Here is a 23,258-nt window from a genome sequence, read left to right on the forward strand (position 1 = left end):
CTTCAGCATGGTGCCCGTTGGCCTATCCCGCAAGGAGACTCTGCGCCCTCAACACGTCAGCGATGGATTTACCACCAGGCATGAAAGTGATGCACCGGGCCACGCCCTTTGCCAACACTTAAGCGATGGCTAGCGGCCAGAGCATGATGAAGCCACTGCTTTGCCTCCGTAATAGCCTGCTCTGGGGCCTCTGCGCTAGCATCTTCCGGCAACTTGGCTAGGCAAGCCGTAATGGCTGATGAGAGCGCGCAGCCCGTGCCATGAAGGTTCTCAGTAGCAATGCGTGAGGCGGGCAGCCACTGATGACCGTTAGGGGTCGCCAGCAGATCCGGGCAGGTATCACCCCGTAAGTGGCCGCCTTTCAGCACCACATAGGGCGCGCCTAGCCCCACCAGCTTGGGCAGCAGTGCTTCCATCTCGTCCAGGCTGGCGGGCGATGGGGAATCGAGCAGCACGGCGGCTTCCGGCAGGTTAGGAGTAATCACATCCGCTAACGGCACTAAAATCTCTTTTACGGCGCGAATACCCGCGTCATCCACCAGGATGTCACCGCTCTTCGCCACCATCACCGGGTCGAGCACGATCCAACGCGGGCGCTGCTGGCGCAGTACATCGGCAATCACTTCGGCCACATCGTGGCTGGCTACCATGCCGATTTTCACCGCATCAATGGTCACATCGCTTAACAGGTGTTCAAGTTGCTCACGAATTGCCTGTGGGGAAACCGGATACACCGAGGCCACGCCACAGGTGTTCTGGGCAATCACCGCAGTGATGACATTTGTGCCATACACACCCAGGGCAGAAAACGTCTTTAAATCGCCCTGCAGCCCAGCACCACCGGAAGGGTCGGAGCCTGCAATGGTGAGCACATTACGAAGGCGGGATTCGGTAGACATAGCGCTCCTTACGAGACAGAACAGTATCTGCCCTAGGATACCCAAGCGGTGGCGCTTACGCTGCTTTAATCGCAACCCTAGCCTGCCTATAACAAAATGGCCGCCCGAAGGCGGCCATGGTAAGGGTACTGCGCTACACCTGTTACTGCGAGTTGTCACCTTCCGGGTTACGGGCGTTGTAGTACGCCTGCTCAGAAATCGCGTGGTAATCTTCTACTTTATCCTGGAAGGCGCGGTAAGAGTCGTAGATCCGGGTCGCTAGCTCGCTGGAGGCGGCCAGTTCACCCACTACCTCAGCTGAGTGTTCGCGAGCTTGGGCTAACACGTCGTCAGGAATGCGACGCAGCTCAACGTTATGCTCATTCACCAAGGTTTCCAGCGCGTCGTTGTTGCGAGCGGTATACTCATCCAAGACGCTTTGGTTCACATCACTGATCGCGGTACGCAGAATTGCCTGTAAGTCAGTGGGTAGCTCTGCCCAGGCCTCTTCATTGATGATGGCCTCAAACATCACCGTCGGCTCATGCCAGCCAGGGTAATAGTAATAATCGGCCGCCTGGTGCAGGCCAAAGGCTAAATCGTTGTAGGGGCCGATCCACTCAGTAGCATCAATCGCTCCCGACTGCAGCGATGTAAAGATCTCGCCGCCCGGCATGTTCACAATCGCCACGCCCATACGGCTCATGACTTCACCACCAAGGCCCGGCATACGCATCTTCAAGCCGTCAAGGTCAGCGACCGAGTTGATCTCTTTGTTGTACCAGCCGCCCATCTGTACACCGGAGGCCCCTGCGACCAACACATCGACGCCAAAATCATCATAAAGCTCGTTCCACAGCTCCATACCACCGCCGTAGCTGAGCCATGCATTCATTTCCTGGGCGTTCATACCGAACGGTACGGCGGCAAAGAACTGTGCCGCAGGCGCTTTACCTTTCCAGTAATAGGAGGCGGAGTGGCCCAGCTCAGCGGTGCCGTCTGCCACCGCATCGAACACTTCGAATCCTGGCACGAGCTGACCTGCTCCGAAGACTTCGATGGTCAACCGGCCATCGGACATCTCCTCGACGAGCTGGGAGAGCCGCTCAGGGCCTTGACCCACACCGGGGAAGTTTTTCGGCCAGGAAGTGACCATTTTCCAGCGGAAAGTCTCTTGCGCCTGAGCTTGGTTATCGAAGCTTGAAACCACCAGCAGGCTGGAAGAAAGAGCAGTCGTCATGGCAATGGCGACAGGCAGTGCTTTGGCTTTCATGTGTGAACCCTCTTGCTTATTTTATTGCTGTTATGGGTAGGGAATACCCACCTGACGCTTGCCGCCAGGCGGGTTGTTACAAGCCATTATGTGTCTGCAGCTTGGCTGCTTTTGGTTAAGGTTGCCACTCCCTTGCGTTGATAGCAGGGTTATTTTTCAACTCAGAACACATTAGAACTGGGTCGGGAGCCATGTTGCCAGCTGCGGGAAAAACGTTAGCAGCAACAGCATGCCTAACTGCATCAAGATAAACGGCACCACACCGCGATAAATCGCCGAGGTAGGCACCGATGGCGGTGCCACGCCGCGCAGATAAAACAGTGCGAAGCCGAACGGCGGGGTTAGGAACGAAGTCTGCAGGTTAATGGCGATCATGATACCCAGCCAGATCGGATCTAACCCCATGGCCAGCAGAATCGGCCCGACGATCGGCACCACCACAAAGGTGATTTCGATAAAGTCGAGGATAAAGCCCAGCAGGAAGATTACCAGCATGACAATGATCGTCGCCCCGACCACGCCCCCCGGCATGCCTTCAAACAGCTCGGTGACCATGTGTTCACCGCCGTAGGCACGGAACACTAACGAAAATAGCGCCGCACCGATCAGAATCAGAAACACCATGGTGGTTACATGGGTGGTAGAGCGCAGCACCTCTTTCAGGGTGGCCCAGTCCAACTGGCGATAGGCCAACGCCAGCACCAGCGCACCAAAGGCACCCACGGCCGAGGCTTCGGAGGGTGTCGCAAAGCCACTCAGGATAGAACCCAGTACCGCCACAATCAGCACCACCGGCGGCACCAAGCCTTTGAGCAACAGGATGCCTAACCCCGAGGTGTGGCCAAGCTCTGCCATCAGCTCTTCGCGGTCAGCCGCGGGCGCCATGCTGGGGCGGAAAAACGCCACCAAACCCACGTAGATCATGTACATGACGACGAGAATCAGGCCTGGCACCAGCGCGCCCATAAACAGATCGCCAACCGAGACCGTTTTCGGGCTGAAGATCCCCATATCCAGCTGTGCTTGCTGATATGCAGAAGAGAGCACGTCGCCCAGCAGTACCAGGGCAATGGAAGGCGGAATAATCTGCCCAAGCGTGCCGGTGGCGCAGATGGTACCGGTGGCAAGAGAGGTGCTGTAGCCACGCTTAAGCATGGTAGGCAGTGACATCAGGCCCATGGTCACCACGGTGGCACCCACGATGCCCGTGGAGGCGGCCATCAACATACCCACCAGCGTGACCGAAATACCTAAGCCACCGCGCATGGAGCCAAACAGCAGCGCCATGGCATCCAGCAGCGTTTCGGCCACTTTTGACTTCTCTAGCAGCACGCCCATTAACACAAACAGCGGCACCGCCAGGAGTGTCTGGTTGGTCATAATGCCGTAGAGCCGGTTCGGCAGGGCGGCAAGGTAGCCACTATCAAAATTGGCATCAATACCAACGGCTTCCAGGCCTAGCCCAATGCCAGCAAACAGCAACGCGGTTCCCGCTAGCGAAAGCGCCACAGGAAAGCCGAACATCAACACGATACAGATGGCGGCAAACAGAATAAGCGGCATAAATTCGAGCATCAAACACGCTCCTCAAGGTGATTTTCATCGGCGGCTGGCGGCGTTATCCGCCCGGTGAAGATATAGCCATTGCGCACTAGTTCAATCAGGCCTTGAATAATCATCAATAAGGCAAAAACTGGAATGAGCGTTTTCAGTGCGTATACAGCGGGGATGCCACCGTAATCTGAGGAGGTTTCCATGATGCGCCAGGAGTTAGCGACGTAGCCATAGCTTGACGCGATGACAAACACCATCACCGGAATCATGAGCAGGAGGATGCCCAGGATATTTACGAGTGCTTGTCGGCGGGGTGTCATGCCTCGATAAAAAATATCGACGCGCACGTGGCCATCGTGGCGAAAGGTGTAAGCAGCAGCGAGCATGAAGACGCTGGCGTGCATGTACATCACCAGCTCTTGCATAAAAATGCTATTCACACTGAACATATAACGAAGCAGTACAATCGCGAACTGAATCAGCATCATAATGATGATCAGCCACGCAAGGGTACGCCCGAACCACTCCGAAGCGCGGTCCAGCGCACCGATAAACGCAGGTAGTTGTGTTGTGTCCGACATGGAAGTGTCTCGCGTAAAACGACTAAGGGGGGGTCAGCGCCCCAGACAATAGCGCATATACGCAGACAATGCAGCGCCCGACAAGCGTTCTGCGAGCTTATTGTTAAACGCTTGGTTGAATCGCCGCGAGACACGCCGCTGGCAGCGGCAAATCAACTGCAATCGGCAGGTGGTCAGAGAACAGGTGATCCAGCACGCGCACATCGGCCGCTTCAAGGGTTTGCGAGAGCAGAATATGGTCCAACGCGCGGCGCGGCTGCCACGACGGATAGCTAAGCAGCGGCTTGACCGGGTGTAGCGGCAATGACGTACTAAACCGCTCGTGAGCATGGAGCTGCTCAGGCGTACAATTTAAATCACCCATCACCACCACATGGCGCAACGGCTCAATAATATCGCTTAAATAATTGAGCTGGCGCACACGGCCACGGTGGCTAAGTGCCAAATGCGCCACAAAAATATGCAGGGCATCAGGGCCTTCGCCGTAGCGCACGTGAATAGCGCCGCGTCCAGGCAACATTCCAGGTAGCCGGTGCTCTTCAATATGGCTAGGGGTTAAACGTGAAAGTAGACCATTACTATGCTGTGCAAAATGGCCTAGGTTACGATTAAGTTGCTGGAAGTAGTGAGGAAACTTGGCCTGGGCGGCTAAGTACTCCACCTGATTCACACGGCTGGAGCGAAAGCTTCCACCATCCACCTCCTGCAGCCCCACCACGTCAAACTGCTCTAATACGCTACCTACCAGCGCTAAACGCTTAAGCCGCTGAGGATTAGGCAGCACGTGCTGCCAGCTCCGCGTGAGATAGTGGTGGTAGGCTGAGGTTTGAATGCCCACCTGCAAATTAAACGTTAGCAGCCGGATATGACCACGCTCAACCAGCGCGGAGGTGGACGGGGACGCAGGCGAACGTGTCTGTCCGCCTGTGTGGCCGTGCTCAAGCACCGTTATTGTGTGCGCTCGCTGCGAACTTTTTCGATCAACGCGTCAGCGATTTGCGGCATGTTTTCCAAGCTGCCTGCCGACTGCGGTGACACTACATAGCGGCCATCCACAATCAGCGCAGGAACCCCCATCAGGCGCATTTCACGCATACGGCTGTTGGCCTTATTGACCTCACTACGTACGCTAAAGGCGGTGAGCGCCTGTTTGGCTTCCTCTTCGCTAACGCCGTAATCAGAGAAGAATTCCGCAATCTTGTCAGCGTCGGTCAGTGAACGGCCATCCTGGTGAATCGCATCGAAGAAATCCGCATGCAGCTCCTCTTCAATACCCAGCGATTTGGCCGCATAGAAGGCCGTGGCATGGGTGTTCCAGTCACCGCCCATGGTCGCTGGCATTTTGACAATGCTGACATCGTCATCCAGGGTTTCGTACCACTCGTTTACTGGCGTTTGCAGCCGGTAGCAGTGCGGGCAGCCAAACCAGAACGCTTCGGTCACTTCAATCTGATCTTCGTCTACCTGGGTAGCTACCGGCGACTCAAGCAACGTGTAGTGCTGACCTTCTACCAGCTCCTGGGCACTTACCGCAGCAGACAGGCCAAGACCAGCAAGCGCGACCATCAACGTTTTCAACATAACGAGCATTCTCCAAATAAGCGGCCAACAAAAGTGAGCCTGTGACCGTTAGTGTGTCAGACAGGTTCCCCATTCTGCGGATGTTTTACAGAATGGGGAGGCCAACAGCAGGGAAATTAGTTCAAGCCCAGCACGTAGTTGGCCACGGCTTCCATGTCCCGGTCGCTCATTTTGGAAGCGATATCGCCCATCAGATTGTTCGGGCTATTGGTGCGGTCACCCGAGGCAAATGCTTGCAGCGTGGAGATGGTATATTCCGCATGCTGACCAGAAAGAGCCGGATACACAGCGCTACCAATACCTACCCCGGTGGGAGTGTGGCAAGCGCTACAGGCGGGAATGCCTTTAGACATATCGCCTGCGCGATACAGCTCTTCACCGCGGGCCAGCAACTCAGCGTCTTCATCACTGGTTTGACCGAGGTTAGCCTCTTGGCCTGCAAAGTGGGCAGCGACGTCCCAAGCATCTTGGTCTGAGTAGTCATCGACCAAACCGGCCATCTGTGGGACGACACGGTTGCCGTCACGAATGTCCATGATCTGTTTGGCCAGATAGGACATCTGCTGCCCTGCCAGGTTGGGGAAGGTACCCACTGCGCTAATGCCCTGCTGACCATGACAGGCAGCACAGGTTTGGGCGAGTTCACGTCCTGCCGCTGCGTCAGCGTCGGCTTGAAGGTCCGCTTGGGCGTGGGCGGTGCCAACGGCACCCATGGTAATTGCCAGGCTTGCCAGTAACTTTCTCATTGCTAATCCACTATGCCGTTTGATTATTGACTGGTACGCACCCTGGGCGCTGCCCAGGTTCAGCACATTACCAGGGTCAGCTCCGCCAAAACGAACAACAATGTCGTGTTGGTCGCTGCTGGCTAAAGCGCGATGGTACACTAGCGCCCCAGGTCGCAGTTATAAACCGCTTGCATTATAACGAATCACCCTAGCGGCGGGAATGCAAGTCCAGGTCTGCTTTTGGGGTAATTCGTCGCGGTACCGCTCTCTCTCACACTAGGGTTGGCCAGCGGGCCGTGTTATACGCTTGTTTTTCAGGATTAATTCCATGTCTACCCCCCATGATAGCCCAGTCCCTCGGCTGAACTACCCCACGGCGCGTTTTATGATCAGCGCGCCAACCCTGGCACTGTGTCCTGACGATACCGGTGCAGAAGTAGCGTTTGCCGGACGCTCAAATGCCGGTAAATCCAGCGCCATTAACGCGCTAACCCAGCAAAATGCGCTGGCGCGCACCTCGCGCACCCCGGGCCGAACCCAGCTCATCAACTTCTTCACTGTGATGAACGACGAGTCGCGCCGCTTAGTGGATTTGCCCGGCTATGGCTACGCTAAAGTGCCTGAAGCGGTCAAAATCGAGTGGCAAAAGCATCTTTCTGACTACCTGCGCGGCCGTTTTAGCCTACGTGGTTTAGTGCTGCTTATGGACGTGCGCCACCCGCTGACCGAGTTCGACCAAATGATGCTCGACTATGCTGACCAGCGCGGGATGCCGGTGCATATTCTGCTGACCAAAGCCGACAAACTGAAGCGTGGCCCAGCCAGCGCCGCCCTGCAGAAAGTGCGCTCCCGCTTAAAAGAGTGGGAAGACCTCGTATCGGTACAGCTGTTTTCATCGCTGAAACGCGACGGGGTCGATACCCTTTCCCAAAAACTAGACCAGTGGCTGCACACCCCAGAAGACGCCCGTTAATAGGCGTGGTCTAGGCGCGTTTTTCCAGCCACTCAATCAGCTCCGGCAGCTCTTTGACATGAGCAACACGGTGCACCCGCTCGGGCAGCGTTTGGTCGCCGCATTCAGCCACCCAGGCGGCATGCATACCCAGTTGCTGGGCGGGAAGCACGTCCTCATTCCAGGAGTCGCCCACGTGCATGGCGCGCTGCGGTACGGTATTCAGTCGCTCCAACGCAGTGAGAAAAGGCTTGGGGTCAGGCTTGGGAGCCAGCAGCTCTCCAGCGGCAATCGCTACCGGAAAATGGGCCGCCAATGGCTGGCGCTTAAGGTGAATATTGCCGTTGGTAATCGCCGCTAGCCGATAGCGCTCGGCAAGCGCCGATAGCAGCCCAGCAGCCTCTGGGTGCGGCGTGACCTGCACCCGCAGGCGGTGGAACTCATTCATTGCCGCAGCGGCCCATAACAACGCAGCGCTGCGTGGCAAACCGCTGGTTTCCAATTGGGCCTCCAACGCTCGTAGCCTTAGCCAGGTAAAGTCACCTCGCCGTTCAGGCACTTGGCTTGCCCACTGCTGGCGGCGCTGCAGGTAATCCGCCACGCCCTCCTCATACGTTAACGGTAGAGGCGCCTCTTGACGGGCAGCACGCCATGCTGCCAGCGCTTCCAGCAGCCAGCGGTAATGGCCCTCTTCGGTTTTCAGCATGACGCCCTGGTTGTCCCATAGGGTGTCATCCAAATCAAAGGTGATGGCGTCTAACGTGACCATGATTAACTCTCACTGGGGCGGCGTTTGGCGCGCGGGTGGGCGGCATCGTAGCTTTCTGCCAAGTGCTGCCAATCCAGCCGCGTATACACTTGAGTAGTGGATAGATTGGCATGACCCAGCAGCTCCTGCACGGCCCGCAGATCCTGGCTAGATTCCAGCAGGTGGCTAGCAAAAGAGTGGCGCAGGCGGTGGGGGTGAAGGTGTTCGGGCAGGCCGCGCACCACCGAGAGCTGCGCTAAGCGTTTCTGGATCGCTCGATGCCCCAACCGCTGCCCCCGCTGACCAACGAACAGCGCCGTTTCAGCGCTGGCCGCCAAACTGGCCCGGCAGGTGAGCCACGCTTCCAGCGCCTGCTGGGCACGCCGTCCCACCGGCACTTGGCGGGGCTTGCTGCCCTTACCCATCACCCGCACATGATTGGCCGTTAAGTGGCTCATATCCAGCGCCGCCAGCTCGGCTAAGCGCAGGCCGCTGGAGTAGAAAAGCTCCAGCATGGCTTGGTCGCGAAGCGCCAGCGGCGAGCCGTCATGGGGCGTATCCAGAAAGCGCGCCAGCGCATCCACATCCAGCGGTCTGGGCAGATGACTGGGCTGCTTAGGGGTGCGCAGTAGGCTGACCGGGTTATCTGCCAACACGCGATGCTGCACTAACGCATCGGCAAAGCGAGATAGCGCCGCACGTCGGCGGGCTAGGCTTCTCGGCGCCAGCCCCCGGCTACGTTCAGCGCCTAAAAAGGCTCTCGCCAGCGCCGTGTCCAGCGCGCTGGCCTGAGTGATGCCACGCTGTTCGGCAAACTGGCAAAAGGCGGATAAATCCTGACGATAGGCCGCCACCGTGGCCGGGCTGGCATGGGTGGCTAGCTGCGCTAAGTAGTTAGTGACCGTGTCTGCCAGCAAGCTATCGCTGTCCATGCGGCTCCGATCCCAACCGCAGCAGTAGGCGCGCGACAATATCGCCCAGGTACTCGGTAAACAGCGTATCCATACTGGCGCGGTAACATTCAGGGTCGGGGCTAGCGAGCAGCAAATAACCCAGCTGCTCCCCCGCCGAGAGGCGTGTAATCGCACAGGAACCCGCTTTACGGGGTGCTTTGGTATGGGGCAGTAGGCACTTCCAATCGCTGACACTCAGCTTGGCGCAGCGACTGGTGCGGCCATCCAGCAGCGCCGCCAAGCGAGCGCTGGCGTGCTGGTCGAGAATATGGCGTGGCGGCTGGGGTGGCGTGGACTCTGCATCGCTTAACGACGCGGGACACCATAGGGCCATCGCCGGGGTTTGAAAGCGCTCGCTAAGCTGAGTCGCCAGCGCTTGGGCCAGGGCATCACGGTCTTCCGCTTCGACTAAGCTGAGCAGCGTTTCCCGCAGGCGACGGTACTGAGCCTCGTTATGACGAGCGGTTTCCAGTAAATGCTCAAGCCGCCCTTCCGCCGTTTCAGCTCGCTGGCGCAGGTCGATCACCAGCCGCTCCAGCAGCGACACAGCGCCGTCGATATTTGGGTGCGGAACCTTGAGCTGCTGCAGCAGCCCTTCACGGCCAATAAAAAAATCGGGGTGACGGGCCAGCCAAAACGCTACTTGGTCAGGGTCGAGCGTTTTGCGCGGCTCAGGAGCTTGAGACATCGCCGTTCTCCTCGCATTAGTTGAGTGATACCCGACCATCAAACACGCGGGTAGCAGGGCCCACCATGACGAGTGACGCTTCGGGGGCAGGCCACTCGATACTGAGCTGCCCGCCGGGCAAATGCACTTTAACTGGGCTCTTCAAAAGCCCCTGACGAATCCCACTGGCCACCGCCGCACAGGCACCGGTGCCGCAGGCCAGGGTTTCACCGCTGCCACGCTCGAACACCCGCAGACGAATCTCGCTGGGCGAGACCACCTGCATGAAGCCGACGTTGACCCGCTTGGGAAACCGAGGATGCGACTCCAACAGCGGCCCCAAGCGCTCCACCGGGGCGCTATCCACGCTCTCTACCTGGAGGACAGCATGGGGATTGCCCATGGAGACCACGCCAAGCTGCAGCGTTTCACCGCCTACATCTATCTCATGCAGCGGTTGATCACCCGGCGCTTCAAACGGCAGCGTCGCCGGGTTGAAGCGCGGCCTACCCATATCGACCCGTACCATGCCATCGTGCTGAACATTGAGCACCAGCGGGCCACCGGCGGTTTCCACATGGATTTCATGCTTGTGGGTTAAACGCTGGTCGCGCACAAAGCGGGCAAAGCAGCGCGCGCCGTTGCCACAGTTCTCCACTTCGCTGCCGTCGGCGTTATAGATACGGTAGCGAAAGTCCATGTCCGGGTCGCGGGGCGGCTCGACGATCAGCAGTTGGTCAAAGCCAATGCCAAAGCGCCGGTCCGCCAGTTGGCGGATCTGCTCGTCCCGCAGGCGCGCCCGCTGAGTGACCAGGTCCACCACCATGAAGTCGTTGCCCAGGCCGTGCATTTTGGTGAAGTGCAGCAGCATCAGCGCGCCCCTTCCGGCAGCAGCGCCTCACCGGCCCACAGGCTTTCCAGCGTTTCCCGAGCGCGCACCACGTGGTACGTGTCGCCATCCACCATCACCTCTGGCGGGCGCGGGCGGCTGTTGTAGTTCGACGCCATCACAAAACCGTAAGCTCCGGCTGAGCGCACTGCCAACAGATCGCCTTCGGCGATAGCAAGCTCACGCTCTTTACCCAGGAAGTCGCCGGTTTCACACACAGGGCCGACCACGTCGTAGGTGGCGTTCTCACGAGGCTGGCGGGTATCCACCGGCACAATCGCCTGCCACGCCTGATACAGCGCCGGACGAATCAGGTCGTTCATGGCCGCATCGACAATGGCAAAGTTCTTGGTCTCGCCGGGTTTCAAGAACTCTACCCGGGTGAGCATCAGCCCGGCGTTGGCCGCAATAGAGCGACCCGGCTCAAACAGCAGCGTGAGCTTTTCGCCGCCTTCCCAGCGGGAGAGGCGCGCCAGCAGTTGGCTAGCGTAATCGAACGGTTGGGGTGGCTTCTCGTCACGGTAGGGCACGCCTAAGCCGCCGCCTAAATCCAGATGGTCGATCTCGATGCCCCGCTCGCGAAGGCGCTCCATCAGCACCAACAGGCGCTCCAGGGCATCCAGGAACGGCGCGGTTTCGGTCAGCTGTGAGCCGATGTGGCAATCCAGGCCCGTCACGCGCAGGTTTGGCAGGCTGGCCGCCAGTTGGTACACCTCCAGCGCGTCATCCACCGGAATGCCAAACTTGTTATCCTTTAAGCCGGTAGAGATATAAGGGTGAGTGCCCGCATCCACATCAGGATTGACGCGCAGCGAGACCGGAGCGATTTTCCCCAGCTCACCTGCCACGGCATTCAGGCGCTCCAGCTCCGGGCGCGACTCGACGTTAAAGCATTTGATGCCGACTTCTAGCGCCCGCGCCATTTCATGGGGCTGCTTAGCCACGCCAGAAAACACCACTTTGGCGGGGTCGCCGCCCGCTTTTAGCACCCGCTCAAGCTCACCCACGGAGACAATATCAAACCCGGCACCCATGCGGGCCAAAAGGCCCAGCACGGCAAGGTTAGAGTTGGCTTTCACCGCGTAGCAGATTAAGTGCGAGTGGCCACCCAAGGCTTCGGTGTAGGCGCGAAAATGGCGCTCAAAGGTCGCTTTTGAGTAGACATAGCAGGGCGTGCCCATCTCGGCGGCCAGCTGCGTTAGCGGCACATCTTCGGCGTAGAGCACGCCATCGCGGTAGTTAAAGTGATCCATTACCCCTCCTGCTCGGTGGCCGAATCATTGGTATCGTCAGGCAGATAAAGTGGCCCCTTTTGACCACAGCCAACAAGCAGCAGTGCGGCCATCAGCAGCGCGCTAAGTATGATTGCACTGCGTTTCATGACGCACCTTTCAGGGCTGCCAGCGCTTCTCGCGCACGGTTTGCAGCGGCGCGCACTTGGTCAGGCGCCGTGCCGCCAATGTGGTTACGGGCAGCGACCGAGCCTTCCAGCGTCAGCACTTCAAATACGTCCTGCTCAATGATATCGGAGAACTGCTGCAGCTCTTCGAGGGTCATTTCAGAGAGGTCTTTCTTGGTTTTCAGGCCGTAGGCCACGGAGAGACCCACGATCTCGTGAGCATCACGGAAGGCCACGCCTTTACGCACCAGGTAATCCGCCAGGTCTGTGGCGGTGGAGAAGCCGCGCCGCGCCGCTTCGTACATGCTCTCTTTCTTCGGCTCGATGGCAGGCACCATGTCCGCAAAGGCTTTCAGACAGTCGCGCACGGTGTCGACGGCGTCGAACAGCGGCTCTTTGTCTTCCTGGTTATCCTTGTTGTAGGCCAGCGGCTGCGACTTCATCAGCGTCAGCAGCGCCATCAGATGGCCATACACACGGCCGGTTTTACCGCGCACCAACTCAGGCACGTCGGGGTTTTTCTTCTGCGGCATGATGGAGGAGCCGGTGCAGAAGCGGTCGGGCAGGTCGATAAAGTTGAACTGCGCGCTGGTCCACAGCACGAGCTCTTCGCTCATCCGCGACAGGTGCATCAGCAGAATGCTGGCGAAGCTGGTGAATTCAATCGCAAAATCACGATCCGACACGGCGTCCAGCGAGTTTTCAGCAGGGCGGTCGAAGCCGAGCAGATCCGCGGTGACGTGGCGGTCAATGGGGTAAGTCGTGCCCGCCAGGGCCGCGGCGCCTAGCGGCATTACGTTCACCCGTTTGCGGCAATCCAGCAGCCGCTCGTGGTCGCGGGCCAGCATCTCTTGCCACGCCAGCAGATGATGGCCGAAGGTGACCGGTTGCGCGGTTTGCAGGTGAGTGAAGCCCGGCATGATGGTGTCGGCTTCGCGCTCGGCAAGCTCAATCATGCCGTCACGCAGGCGTGTCAGCTCCGCTTCGATCACGTCGATTTCATCGCGCATAAATAGGCGAATATCGGTGGCCACTTGGTCGTTGCGCGAGCGGCCGGTGTGCAGTTTCTTGCCGGTAATACCGATTTTGTCGGTCAGGCGTGCTTCGATGTTCATGTGCACGTCTTCCAGCGGCACCGACCAGTTGAACTCGCCGCGTTCAATCTCGCCCTGAATGTCGGTCAGGCCGTTAATAATGGCGTCGCGCTCTTCTTCGGTGAGCACGCCCACCCGCGCCAGCATGGTGGCATGGGCAATCGAGCCCTGAATATCCTGGCGCGCTAGGCGCTGGTCGAAGTTCACAGACGCGGTAAAGCGTGCAACAAAGGCATCGGTGGGCTCGCTGAAGCGACCGCCCCAAGACTGGTTCGTAGCTTGGCTCATCGGAGACATATCCTGCTGACAAATCTAATGGAGTCGTTAAAAGAAAGTGTACCAGAGTCACTGCGTAGAGCGGCATGCCGTTTTATGGCAGTGTTTATAACGAGGCAGGAGATTCTTGGCTAGCAACGACTACTAGCGGCGTTTTCAAATATGCCTTCAGCGCACTCAAGGCCATGGGACGAGCAAAGTAGTAGCCTTGGTAGTGGCCGCACTGCAGGGTACGCAGGAAGTGAAACTGCTCGGCGGTTTCAACGCCTTCAATTAACACCTCGAGTCCCAACTTATCTGCCATGGTGACAACGCCCTCTACAATAGCGGCGTCACGGGAATCAACGGCCACATCGCCCACAAACGAGCGGTCAACCTTCAGCTTATTGATGGGTAGGCGTTTTAGATAGCTAAGGCTTGAGAAACCGGTGCCAAAGTCATCCAGCGCAATGTGCACGCCCAGTTGGCGCAGGGCCTGTAAAGCCTGAATGGTGTGTTCGGCGCTATCCATTAACACACCTTCGGTCAGCTCCAGCTCTAATAGCGCGGGGGGCAAGCCACTACGCGCCAGCACCTGCTTTACGGAGTCTAAAAATCCTGGGCGCTGAAACTGCATGGGTGATACGTTAATCGCCATGGTTATGGGGGTCGCGCTTTCGGCATTGAGCACCACCGCATCGCGGCAGGCGGTTTCCATCACCCACTCACTGATGGGAATAATCTGCCCGGTATCCTCGGCCAAAGGAATAAACTGCCCTGGCGGGATGTTGCCACGCTCTGGGTGGTACCAACGGACCAACGCTTCAACTCCAGCGACCCGCCCGCTATGGTGAATTTGCGGCTGGTAATGGAGCTCAAACTGCTCCTGCTCAATGGCCTGCTGCAGGGCATGGCGCAAATTCACCCGCTCGGTGACCTTGCGGTTAAGTTCGTCGGTATACCACTGAAAGGTGTTGCGCCCCCTGCGTTTGGCCTTGTACATGGCAAGGTCGGCCTGCTGAATGAGCTGACGCGGCGTTTGAATAGTGCCATCGTTGGTGGCAATCCCAATACTGGCAGTAATTCTTAGCTCGTTGCTGCGATACCAGTAAGGTGCCGAAACTCGTGCCAGCAGCCGCTCGACCACCTGTAAGACATCGTCTTCGTGGGCTAAATCCGGCAACAGCACGATAAACTCATCGCCGCCAAATCGGGCCACGGTGTCCCAGGGGCGCAGCTCCTCCTCCAAGCGCTTGGCGACCTCTAGCAAAATATAGTCGCCCACTTCATGGCCGAGGGTGTCATTGATTGGCTTAAAGTCGTCTAAATCAATGAACAGCACTGCTAAATAACGCTGGTAGCGCCTGGCTAACAAACAACCTTGGGCAAGGCGCTGGTCCAGCAACAGCCGGTTGGGCAGCCCGGTCAGCGCATCGTGATTGGCGTTATGGCTCAGCTGGGCCTGATACTCTCGCTGGGCGGTAATATCGTTTTGCGCGCCGATAAAATGTGTGACTACGCCAGCTTCATCGCGCACCGGGGAGATATAAAGATCGTTCCAGAAAGGCGCGCCGTTACGGCGATAGTTGCGAATCACCACATGCACATCGCGCTGCTCTTTGATGCCTTTGCGCAATTGCACCTGGGTCGCAGGGTCCGTGTCGATTCCTTGTAGAAAACGGCAGTTGCGGCCCAGCGCGGCCTCTCGCGAGTAGCCGGTGATGCGCTCAAAGGCAGCGTTCACATACACTATCGGCAGATCAGGGCGCTGAGCATCCACAATGACCACGCCATTGGTGCTAGACTCCACGCTGCGCTCCAGCAGCGCCAACTGCCGTTCAGTGTCTTTGCGCTCGGTAATATCCTGAGTAGAGCCCTGAGCTTGAATAATTTTCCCTAGCTCATCGCGCACCGCTCGGCCAATCACTCGCACCCAACGCCGTCGCCCCTGCTGGGTAATAATCTCCAGCTCTTCGTCAAAACTTATCCCCTTCTCACAGCAGTTGGTAAACACGGCTTGAATACGCGACCGAGAGCTTGGCGTGTAAAAAGCAATCGCCTCCTCCAGCGTGGGCTGGTGACCAACAGGCATATCGTGAAGGCGGCACACCTCCTCCGACCAGATCGGCAGCCCCACCGCTAAATCCATATACCAGCCGCCTATATGCGCTGTCTCACCGGCAATACGGAACAGCCGCTGATTGCGCCGTAGCTGCTTTTCCACCGCTTTGCGTCGAGAAATATCTCGGGCAATCACATAAATCACCTGCTCACCGGCAGAAGCGGACACTTCCAACCAAACGCGCCTACCATCTACCGCTAACGCACAAATATCGAAGGCATTAATTTTTTCACCCCGGCATACCCTTGCCAACGCTGCTTCGATAACGGGATGATCACGCGGCTCTACCACGACACCACAGGGCCTACCCAGCAGCGCTTCTGCTTGGTAACCCAGTAACGACTCAAAGGTTGGGTTGATGCTGAGCAGCGTGCCCGCAAAGTCGATGCAGCAGAACAAATCCTGCGAAAGCAGAAAGAATTGGTCTAGCTTACCTTGCGGTTCAACAGGGGGCATGGCATTTCCTAATAGGCGTTAAACGCGTTCAGCGCTGGCCCTAAATTCGGCCGGTTATTTTTACTGTGTGGCTGGGTGCTTTATGATGAGAATTATCACAGTTCGACGCGCCGTGTCAGCGGCAAAGGGAGAATCAGGTGTCATCCATCACTAAATTGCGCATCGCCACGCGTAAAAGTCAGTTGGCCATGTGGCAGGCCGAGTACGTCCGCGACCGCTTGATGGCGGCACATAGCGGTCTGGAAGTTGAGCTTGTCCCCCTCTCCACCAAAGGCGACAAAATTCTCGATACGCCTCTCTCCAAAATTGGTGGCAAAGGGCTATTCGTCAAGGAGCTTGAAGACGCCATGCTGGATGGACGCGCCGATATTGCCGTTCACTCCATGAAAGACGTACCCATGCACTTCCCCGAAGGCTTGGGGCTATCGGTGATTTTAGAGGGGGCAGACCCCACCGATGCGTTCGTGTCCAACCACTATAACAGCATCGACGAGCTGCCCGAAGGTGCACGCATCGGTACCGCCAGCCTACGTCGTGGCCTACAAATACGTGAAGCCCGTCCGGACCTGCAAATCCTCAACCTGCGCGGCAACGTCCAGACTCGCCTTGGGAAGCTCGACGATGGCGAGTTCGACGCTATCATTCTGGCCACCTCTGGCCTGCAGCGCCTAGGGCTCGATGCGCGAATCGCCCAAGCACTGCCCCCCGAAATCTGCCTGCCCGCCTGCGGCCAGGGCGCACTAGGCATCGAATGTCGCTTGCACGACCCCGAATTGATTGCGCTACTGGCCCCCTTGGACGACCAGGATACCGCCACCCGCGTGCGCGCCGAGCGCGCCATGAACACGCGCCTGGAAGGTGGCTGCCAAGTACCGATTGCCGGGCACGCCGTACTGGATAAAGCCAACGATACCCTGTGGCTGCGCGGGCTAGTGGGCAACCCAGAGGGCACCGAGGTACTGCGTGCCGAGGGCCGTGGCTCTATCCATGAGCCGGAAGCGCTCGGCATTCGTATTGCCGAAGAGCTGCTGGATCAAGGCGCCGGCGATATCTTGGCAGAGGTTTACGGCCGCAACGTATGAGCCAGCCGGTACTGATTTGCCGCCCAGGGGAGCGGGGCGAAACGCTGGCTGATGCCCTGCGGGCAAGCAAAGGCTGGGTGGAGTCGCTTGACGTGATGCATCTGGAAGCGCTGCCTGAAGATGCTACGCAGCGCCAAGTCTGGTTGGATATTGATCAGTACCATAAGATAGTGGTGGTCAGCCCCTTTGCCGCTTACTGTTTAAGCGAGGCGCTGGATCGCTACTGGCCACAGCGACCTATCGGTATTGATTACTATAGCGTTGGACGGGGCACTGCCAGCATACTGTTCGATCAGCTTGGGGTTCGGGTACGTATTCCTCCGCCCCAGCAGGGTGAAGACACCAGCGAAGCGCTGCTTTCGCTAGCGTCGCTTCGCCACCTAGCACATCAACGAGTGCTGCTGGTGGCAGGAGAAGGCGGCCGCACGCTGATCGCCGATACTCTAGCGGCACGCGGGGCCACTATTACCCGGCTGGCGGTCTATCGGCGGGTTTATCAGCCGCCTTCGCCAGCGATGCAAAAGCGCCTCGCCACAGGTGCCTACCGGGCGCTCATCGTCACCAGCGGCGAACTGCTTGAATATCTGGCAAAATGGTGTGGTCCAGCAGCGTTGAACCAACCGCTAATCGTTTCCAGTCACCGTTTAGCTACACTGGCCGGTAAACTGGGTTTTTGTGACCTCAAGGTGGCGTCGGGAGCAACGCCGGCTGCGCTGGTGGCCGCGTTGGATCGGTCCTGCAACCCATAGGGTGCCGATGTCGATCAAGGAACTTAATAAGGGCTAGCGACAGATGAGCAAACAACCAAACGAGCAGGAAGGCGTTAACAACACGTCTGCCGATGCATCCCAAGATAACGCGCAACCGAGCGATACTACGGCATCATCGGCGAAAAGCGAGTCGACTGCTGGCAGCGCCTCCTCCTCTTACGCGGCTAAGAACAGCCGCTCGCGCCGCCGCAACAAAGGTGGCTCAAGCGCTTCGACTACCAGCGCTTCAAATGCCAGTGCACCCACGTCTGGCACGGCAAGCACTGCGCAGGCCAACGCCCCAAAAGATACCAAAGCGACGGCAGCAGACACCAAGCCGACCGCCACAGCAACACCTGCAGCGTCCACCTCCTCGAAAAGCGGCAGTACATCCGCTACTAGAGGCCCAGGCAAGCCGACTCCGCCCTCCTCTACCGGTGGCGGCAGCAGCAAAGGTGGCGGCGTAGCCATTGCCCTGGTGATTATCCTGGCACTCGCCCTGGGCCTGATCACTTGGCAAGGCTGGCAGCGCTTGGATAGTCAGCAGCAGCGCCTGGACGAATTGGCCCAGCAAGCGCAAAACAGCGCTTCCCAGCAAGCGGTCAGCGAGCTTGAGTCACGGATCGAAGAGGGCGAAGCCGAACGAAGCCAAGCGCTGGAGAGTACCGTGAGCGAACTGCGCAGCGAGCTGGATAGCTATCGCAGCGACATCAACAGCACGCTGGACGAGGTGCTGACGCAGCTCTCACAAGAGCAGGACACCGACGAGCGCGATTGGCTTCACGCCGAAGCGGCCTACTTGCTGCGTTTGGCGAATCAGCGCCTGCAGCTGGAGGGTGATGTGGAAGGTGCCGCCGCTCTGCTGCGCACCGCCGATGCCCGTCTGGCCGATGCCGATAACCCGGCGCTAACGCCCGTGCGTCGTGAAATTGCCAACGAGCTCGCCGCGCTGGACGCCGTTCCTCAAGTGGACCGCACAGGCATTTACTTAGCTCTGAATGCCCAGCAAGAGCGCGTAGCGGGTCTGCGCCTATCTCAAGAGATCGAAGAACGCGCCGTGACGTCGAGCATTGAGCAGCCGCCTACCGGCACTTTCCAGCGCCAGCTCGCCCGCTTCGGTGAAGAGCTAAAAGATCTCGTGGTCATTCGTCAGCACGATGAAGCACTGGAAGCGTTGATCACGCCGGAGCAGGAGTCCTACCTGCGCCAGAGCCTGCGCCTGATTCTCGAGCAGTCTCAGCTAGCGCTGCTCAAAGAGGAGCCCGAGCTGTACGAAGCGAGCATCGACAAAGCCCTGGAGCTGCTGAACGGCTACTACGACACCGAGCGTGAAGAGACCCAGAGCGTCATAGCCCGCCTTCAAGAGCTGAAGCAGGCCGAAGTAAAGCCCGAGCTGCCGGATATCAGCGCCTCACAGCAAGCGCTGGCCAGCTTCATCGACAACCGTTTCGAGTCGCGTCGTCAGGATGGAGGTGATGCATGAGAAAACTCATCCTGCTGATCATCGCGGGCCTTGCGGTTGGCGCGCTCTTTGGGCACCTGATGATGTCAGTGCCCGGTTACTGGCTGATTCGAGTGGGCGACACCTCGGTTCAAACCTCGTTCTGGTTTGGTCTGGTGCTGCTACTGGGTGCCTTTATTGTGCTGCACTTCGCGCTACGCCTGCTTACCGGCATTATTCGCCCGGTTGGTCGCTTCCGTACCTGGAACAGCCGCGCCCGTAACCGTCGCGCCATGAAACGCACCGTGCATGGTTTGGTGGCACTCACCGAAGGCCGCTGGAAAAAAGCCGAGAAAACCTTGGTGCGCGCCGCCGACGACTCCAGCACACCGCTGGTGAACTACCTATCGGCCGCGCTGGCAGCCCACTATCAGGGCGACCACGAGAAGTCCCAGGAGCATCTGAACCAGGCCCAGCTGACCACCGACGGCGCGGATACCGCCGTTGGCCTGATGCAGGCGCAGCTGATGATTGACCGTCAGCAGCCGGAAGAGGCTCTGGCAATTCTCACTCGCCTGGATAAGCAGCTCACCAATCACCCTCAGGTACTGAAGCTTTTGAAGCAGGTACACCTGAGCGTCAACGACTGGGAAGGCCTGCGCCGCCTAATTCCACGTCTGGCCGCGCAGAAGCTGATTACCCAGCAAGAGCGCGAACAGCTGGAATTCAAAGCGTATCGCGAGCTGATCATCTTCGAAGCGAAGAACCCTACCAATATCGAACGGGTTCGCGGGCTGTGGGCGGATATGCCCGACTACCTGCGCGGCAATACCGAGCTGATCGTGCTCTATACCGAGGCACTGCTACATGCCAACGAAGAGCCGATTGCCGAGCGTCTGCTGAACCACTCGCTGGATAACCACTGGGACGCCCGCTTGGTCAAGCGCTACGGCCTGCTCAATGTCGATGCCGCTCGCCAGCTCGCCAAGGCCGAAAAGTGGCTACAAGAGCGCCCCAACGACCCCGAGCTGCTGCTCGCCTGTGGACGCCTGTCACTACGTGTTGGCCAGTGGGAAAAAGCGCTGGAATACTTTGAAGCCAGCCAGCGCCAGCGCCCCAATGGCGAAGTGTGTGCCGAGCTTGCTCGCCTCTACGCAAGCCTAGGCGAGCACAACAAGAGCCAGCTCTACTATCGTCACAGTGTTGATATGCTAGCCAAATCTCTGCCATCGTTGCCCCAACCCAGCGATGCCAGTGACAGCACGCAAAGCGATAAGAAAGCAGCGAAAAAGACGGCGTAACTGCCTTCTGTAATGCAAAAAGGGTGCCCACGGGCACCCTTTTTTAATGACGCTTCGCTACACGCTCTCGGTAGGCTTCTCTGGGGCCGCCGCCTGTAGCTCAGACGTACAGTGACCACAGCGAACGGCCTTGATTGGCACCACCATAAAACAGTAAGGGCAGGGCTTTTCGGTCGGGTCTGCCGGTGCCACCGCCTCTTCGCGCTTTAAGCGGTTGATGGTACGCACCAGCAAAAACACCACGAACGCGACGATGGAGAAGCTCACCACCGCGTTGATAAACAGCCCCACGTTCAGCGTCACTGCCCCTGCCGCTTGAGCTTCCGCCAAGGTGGCATAGGGCGCTCCCGCCACGCCTTCCCGCAATACGACGAACAGATTCGAAAAATCGATCCCACCCACCAACAGGCCAATCAGCGGATTCATTACGTCCTTGACGAGACTTTGCACAATCAGCGTAAACGCTCCGCCAATGATGATACCCACCGCCATATCAATCACATTGCCCTTGACGGCAAACTCGCGGAATTCCCGAAAAAATTTAGCCATACGCCTTTTAACCTCACCAAGCCAATGAAACGCCAAGGGCTAACGATACAAAGGAGTTATATTATTGATGGGAGGCAGCCATCACCGCCTCTAGCGCCGCTTTATATCCCTGCACGCCTAGGCCAGCAATCACGCCATCGGCCCGTAGCGAGACATAGGAGTGGTGGCGAAACGACTCGCGCTTATGCACGTTGGAGAGATGGACTTCGATGACCTGGCCATCAAAGGCGTTCAATGCATCGAGGATCGCTACCGAGGTATGAGTATAGGCCGCCGGATTGATAATGATGGCCTGCGTGCCATCTACCCTCGCTGCGTGAATGGCGTCGATGAGCGCACCTTCATGGTTACTTTGCAGGCAGGTGATCTCCCAGCCTGCCATTACCGCTTTTTCGCGCAGCAGGTTATTCACATCGTCGAGTGTGTCATAGCCATAAATCTCTGGCTGACGCGTGCCTAATAAATTGAGATTAGGCCCATGTAACACCAATACTTTGCCCTGCTGCATAGCGCACTCCTTCGGTGATGTGGTTAGCCGTGTTGCGTTTGTCGCCTCGTTCTAACACCTTCCCGCAAGCACCGCCAGCGCCTTATCCAGTGATGCCTGCTGGCGCTGTTCATACAGCGCGATTTCATCAATCACGGAGGCCCCCAGGTCACGTTCGAATTGGGCTTGGTTGGCTTGGCTTGCGTATTCATCGCGCTGCTCGCCGCCCAGGTTCGACTGGAAGATGCCCGCCGCGCTGACCGGCAGAAAGTCCTCATAAATCATGGGCTGGCAAGTCAGCGCGCCTTGCTCGATGAGTGCGTCAAGGGTATCCGCGTTAATCTGCGCGGGTAGCGATGCAGTGGTACCCGGTACGGCGTGATAGTGGAAGAACGCCAGCCCTTCACGACGTAGCGTGGCGTGGTCGTCTGGGAATGCTTGGAACACTTCCGTCAACTGCGCCTGATGAGCGCTGTTATCTTTAGCGGGAGGCAACTGCTGCGACTGGGCCAAGAGCTGATCGTAGAGCGCTCGCCCTTTTTGAGTGAGAGCAACGCCACGCTGCTCGATTTCACCGAAGCGGGCGGTATGGTGTCCCGCCACGCTGTCGGCAAAGGTAATGGTCTCTTCCAGCGCTTTGAAACTGGTTTGGCGCAGTAGAATCGGGCAGCGGCGACGGGGCGGACCTTCGATCACCGCCTTAGGGTCGATGCCAACACTCGGCATCTGCTGCTGTACTGCATCGATATCCAAGGTGCGCGGGGTTAAATGGTTGATATGCGGGCCTCTAAAGCTCACCACGTCGGCAATAAGCCGATGCTCTTGATGCAAACGGTCATAGGTGGCGCGATCCACCGTCGCATCGTGGTGCCAGCGGAACGTATTGAGCGCGGCCTGCACGAATACCTTGGCATCAGTCGCGTTTAGGCCACCCTGCTCTTCGCAGCGGGCGATTAGCGCCTGGGCCTCGGGGGTGACGATCTCACGGCGAGAGAGAATTTCCCGCGCCTGCTCGCGAAGCGCTGCGTTTTCGATGAGCTCTAGCCGCAGCAGCGAGGTAAAGACACGAAAGGGATTACGCCTCAACGCGTCGTCGTCCACCGGACGAAAGGCCGTGGAGTGCACCGGCACACCGGCAGCCGCCAAGTCGTAGTAACCCACCGGATACATGCCCATGACCGCAAACATACGCCGCAGCAGCGCCAGCTCTTCGGGCAGGCCGACCCGGATCGCTCCATGACGCTCGACGCTCAGGCGCGCCAGCTCGTCGGAGGTTTCGAGCGTGCGGGCGAGGTCGGCATCGTTGGCCAGCACGTCACGATTCACACACTCCACCAGCGAGAGCAGCGTGCCGTATTGCGGTACTTCCTGTTGATACATCGCCGACATCGCTTTGGAGAAGTGATCGCGAATATCGTCGGCGCTTACATAAGCAGCATCCATGGGGCGTTCCTGTCGATTGTCTTGTGAGCGTTGTAATAATCACTATAGTAGCGCTGTAGCGACGGGGAGAGTTTCA

General features: G+C 58.4%; 23 protein-coding genes. 5 read left to right on the forward strand and 18 right to left on the reverse strand.

The features are described from left to right. Window positions 1–68: 68 nt before the first annotated feature. The 7 genes from thiD to L1249_RS09285 form a co-directional block, all read right to left on the reverse strand. Window positions 69–899, reverse strand: a complete 831-nt coding sequence (thiD, locus tag L1249_RS09255) for a bifunctional hydroxymethylpyrimidine kinase/phosphomethylpyrimidine kinase (protein ID WP_058577702.1) — start codon at window positions 897–899, stop codon at window positions 69–71. A 142-nt stretch (window positions 900–1,041) separates the two neighbouring features. Next, entirely contained in the window at window positions 1,042–2,151 is a 1,110-nt protein-coding gene (locus L1249_RS09260) for a TRAP transporter substrate-binding protein (protein WP_235253534.1), read from the reverse strand. 171 nt (window positions 2,152–2,322) lie between these two features. Then, complete coding sequence (locus L1249_RS09265) at window positions 2,323–3,726, reverse strand: TRAP transporter large permease (RefSeq protein ID WP_044629853.1); 1,404 nt, start codon at window positions 3,724–3,726, stop codon at window positions 2,323–2,325. Further along, complete coding sequence (locus tag L1249_RS09270) at window positions 3,726–4,286, reverse strand: TRAP transporter small permease subunit (RefSeq protein ID WP_044629852.1); 561 nt, start codon at window positions 4,284–4,286, stop codon at window positions 3,726–3,728. Before L1249_RS09270 ends, L1249_RS09265 begins: the two co-directional genes overlap by 1 nt. Window positions 4,287–4,389: 103 nt before the next feature. Continuing rightward, a complete protein-coding gene (locus L1249_RS09275) occupies window positions 4,390–5,232 on the reverse strand; it encodes an endonuclease/exonuclease/phosphatase family protein (RefSeq protein ID WP_058577701.1) in 843 nt (280 codons plus the stop codon). A 2-nt stretch (window positions 5,233–5,234) separates the two neighbouring features. Continuing rightward, a complete protein-coding gene (locus L1249_RS09280; protein WP_044629850.1) occupies window positions 5,235–5,867 on the reverse strand; it encodes a thiol:disulfide interchange protein DsbA/DsbL in 633 nt (210 codons plus the stop codon). A gap of 116 nt (window positions 5,868–5,983) precedes the next feature. After that, window positions 5,984–6,613, reverse strand: a complete 630-nt coding sequence (locus L1249_RS09285) for a c-type cytochrome (RefSeq protein ID WP_228219209.1) — start codon at window positions 6,611–6,613, stop codon at window positions 5,984–5,986. A 310-nt stretch (window positions 6,614–6,923) separates the two neighbouring features. Here L1249_RS09285 and yihA point away from each other — a divergent pair, with 310 nt between their 5' ends. Further along, window positions 6,924–7,568 (forward strand): ribosome biogenesis GTP-binding protein YihA/YsxC, encoded by a 645-nt coding sequence (yihA, locus tag L1249_RS09290; RefSeq protein ID WP_044629848.1) that lies wholly within the window; start codon window positions 6,924–6,926, stop codon window positions 7,566–7,568. A gap of 10 nt (window positions 7,569–7,578) precedes the next feature. Here the strand turns inward: yihA and L1249_RS09295 are convergent, their stop codons facing one another. The 8 genes from L1249_RS09295 to L1249_RS09330 all read right to left on the reverse strand — a co-directional run bounded on the left by L1249_RS09295 (window position 7,579) and on the right by L1249_RS09330 (window position 16,130). Beyond that, window positions 7,579–8,316 carry an HAD family hydrolase gene (locus L1249_RS09295; RefSeq protein WP_235253536.1) on the reverse strand — a complete coding sequence of 246 codons (738 nt, stop codon included), beginning with the start codon at window positions 8,314–8,316 and terminating at the stop codon, window positions 7,579–7,581. Between the two features lie 2 nt (window positions 8,317–8,318). Next, complete coding sequence (locus L1249_RS09300) at window positions 8,319–9,227, reverse strand: tyrosine recombinase XerC (RefSeq protein ID WP_235253537.1); 909 nt, start codon at window positions 9,225–9,227, stop codon at window positions 8,319–8,321. After that, complete coding sequence (locus tag L1249_RS09305) at window positions 9,214–9,936, reverse strand: DUF484 family protein (protein WP_137093793.1); 723 nt, start codon at window positions 9,934–9,936, stop codon at window positions 9,214–9,216. Before L1249_RS09305 ends, L1249_RS09300 begins: the two co-directional genes overlap by 14 nt. A 16-nt stretch (window positions 9,937–9,952) precedes the next feature. Further along, window positions 9,953–10,786, reverse strand: a complete 834-nt coding sequence (gene dapF / locus L1249_RS09310) for a diaminopimelate epimerase (protein ID WP_137093794.1) — start codon at window positions 10,784–10,786, stop codon at window positions 9,953–9,955. Then, entirely contained in the window at window positions 10,786–12,057 is a 1,272-nt protein-coding gene (gene lysA, locus L1249_RS09315) for a diaminopimelate decarboxylase (protein ID WP_230834414.1), read from the reverse strand. Before lysA ends, dapF begins: the two co-directional genes overlap by 1 nt. Next, a complete protein-coding gene (gene lptM / locus L1249_RS09320) occupies window positions 12,057–12,185 on the reverse strand; it encodes an LPS translocon maturation chaperone LptM (RefSeq protein ID WP_268825189.1) in 129 nt (42 codons plus the stop codon). The genes lysA and lptM overlap by 1 nt, the downstream gene beginning before the upstream one ends. Continuing rightward, entirely contained in the window at window positions 12,182–13,585 is a 1,404-nt protein-coding gene (argH, locus tag L1249_RS09325) for an argininosuccinate lyase (protein ID WP_235253539.1), read from the reverse strand. The genes lptM and argH overlap by 4 nt, the downstream gene beginning before the upstream one ends. A 94-nt stretch (window positions 13,586–13,679) precedes the next feature. Then, window positions 13,680–16,130, reverse strand: a complete 2,451-nt coding sequence (locus L1249_RS09330) for a sensor domain-containing protein (protein ID WP_230834416.1) — start codon at window positions 16,128–16,130, stop codon at window positions 13,680–13,682. A 137-nt stretch (window positions 16,131–16,267) separates the two neighbouring features. On the opposite strand from L1249_RS09330, the gene hemC reads away from it, so the two are divergent. Genes hemC through L1249_RS09350 form a run of 4 tightly spaced genes read left to right on the forward strand, consistent with a single transcriptional unit; the run spans window position 16,268 to window position 20,703 of the window. Beyond that, window positions 16,268–17,212: a hydroxymethylbilane synthase gene (gene hemC / locus L1249_RS09335; RefSeq protein ID WP_044629840.1), complete on the forward strand. Its 945-nt coding sequence runs from the start codon at window positions 16,268–16,270 to the stop codon at window positions 17,210–17,212. Continuing rightward, window positions 17,209–17,961: a uroporphyrinogen-III synthase gene (locus L1249_RS09340; RefSeq protein ID WP_137093802.1), complete on the forward strand. Its 753-nt coding sequence runs from the start codon at window positions 17,209–17,211 to the stop codon at window positions 17,959–17,961. The genes hemC and L1249_RS09340 overlap by 4 nt, the downstream gene beginning before the upstream one ends. A gap of 43 nt (window positions 17,962–18,004) precedes the next feature. Beyond that, window positions 18,005–19,444 (forward strand): uroporphyrinogen-III C-methyltransferase, encoded by a 1,440-nt coding sequence (locus L1249_RS09345; RefSeq protein ID WP_170968103.1) that lies wholly within the window; start codon window positions 18,005–18,007, stop codon window positions 19,442–19,444. Beyond that, window positions 19,441–20,703, forward strand: coding sequence for a heme biosynthesis HemY N-terminal domain-containing protein (locus L1249_RS09350; protein WP_228168928.1), 1,263 nt, complete (start codon window positions 19,441–19,443; stop codon window positions 20,701–20,703). The genes L1249_RS09345 and L1249_RS09350 overlap by 4 nt, the downstream gene beginning before the upstream one ends. A gap of 57 nt (window positions 20,704–20,760) precedes the next feature. On the opposite strand, the gene mscL is transcribed toward L1249_RS09350, so the two are convergent. From mscL to hglS, 3 genes are all read right to left on the reverse strand, one after another. After that, window positions 20,761–21,252 (reverse strand): large conductance mechanosensitive channel protein MscL, encoded by a 492-nt coding sequence (mscL, locus tag L1249_RS09355; protein WP_062359245.1) that lies wholly within the window; start codon window positions 21,250–21,252, stop codon window positions 20,761–20,763. A gap of 61 nt (window positions 21,253–21,313) precedes the next feature. Then, window positions 21,314–21,760 carry a type II 3-dehydroquinate dehydratase gene (aroQ, locus tag L1249_RS09360; RefSeq protein ID WP_054644913.1) on the reverse strand — a complete coding sequence of 149 codons (447 nt, stop codon included), beginning with the start codon at window positions 21,758–21,760 and terminating at the stop codon, window positions 21,314–21,316. Between the two features lie 51 nt (window positions 21,761–21,811). Next, window positions 21,812–23,182 (reverse strand): 2-oxoadipate dioxygenase/decarboxylase HglS, encoded by a 1,371-nt coding sequence (hglS, locus tag L1249_RS09365; protein ID WP_172416686.1) that lies wholly within the window; start codon window positions 23,180–23,182, stop codon window positions 21,812–21,814. Window positions 23,183–23,258: the final 76 nt, after the last annotated feature.

The organism is Halomonas sp. Cn5-12, from assembly GCF_021532545.1.
Taxonomy (GTDB): domain Bacteria; phylum Pseudomonadota; class Gammaproteobacteria; order Pseudomonadales; family Halomonadaceae; genus Vreelandella; species Vreelandella aquamarina.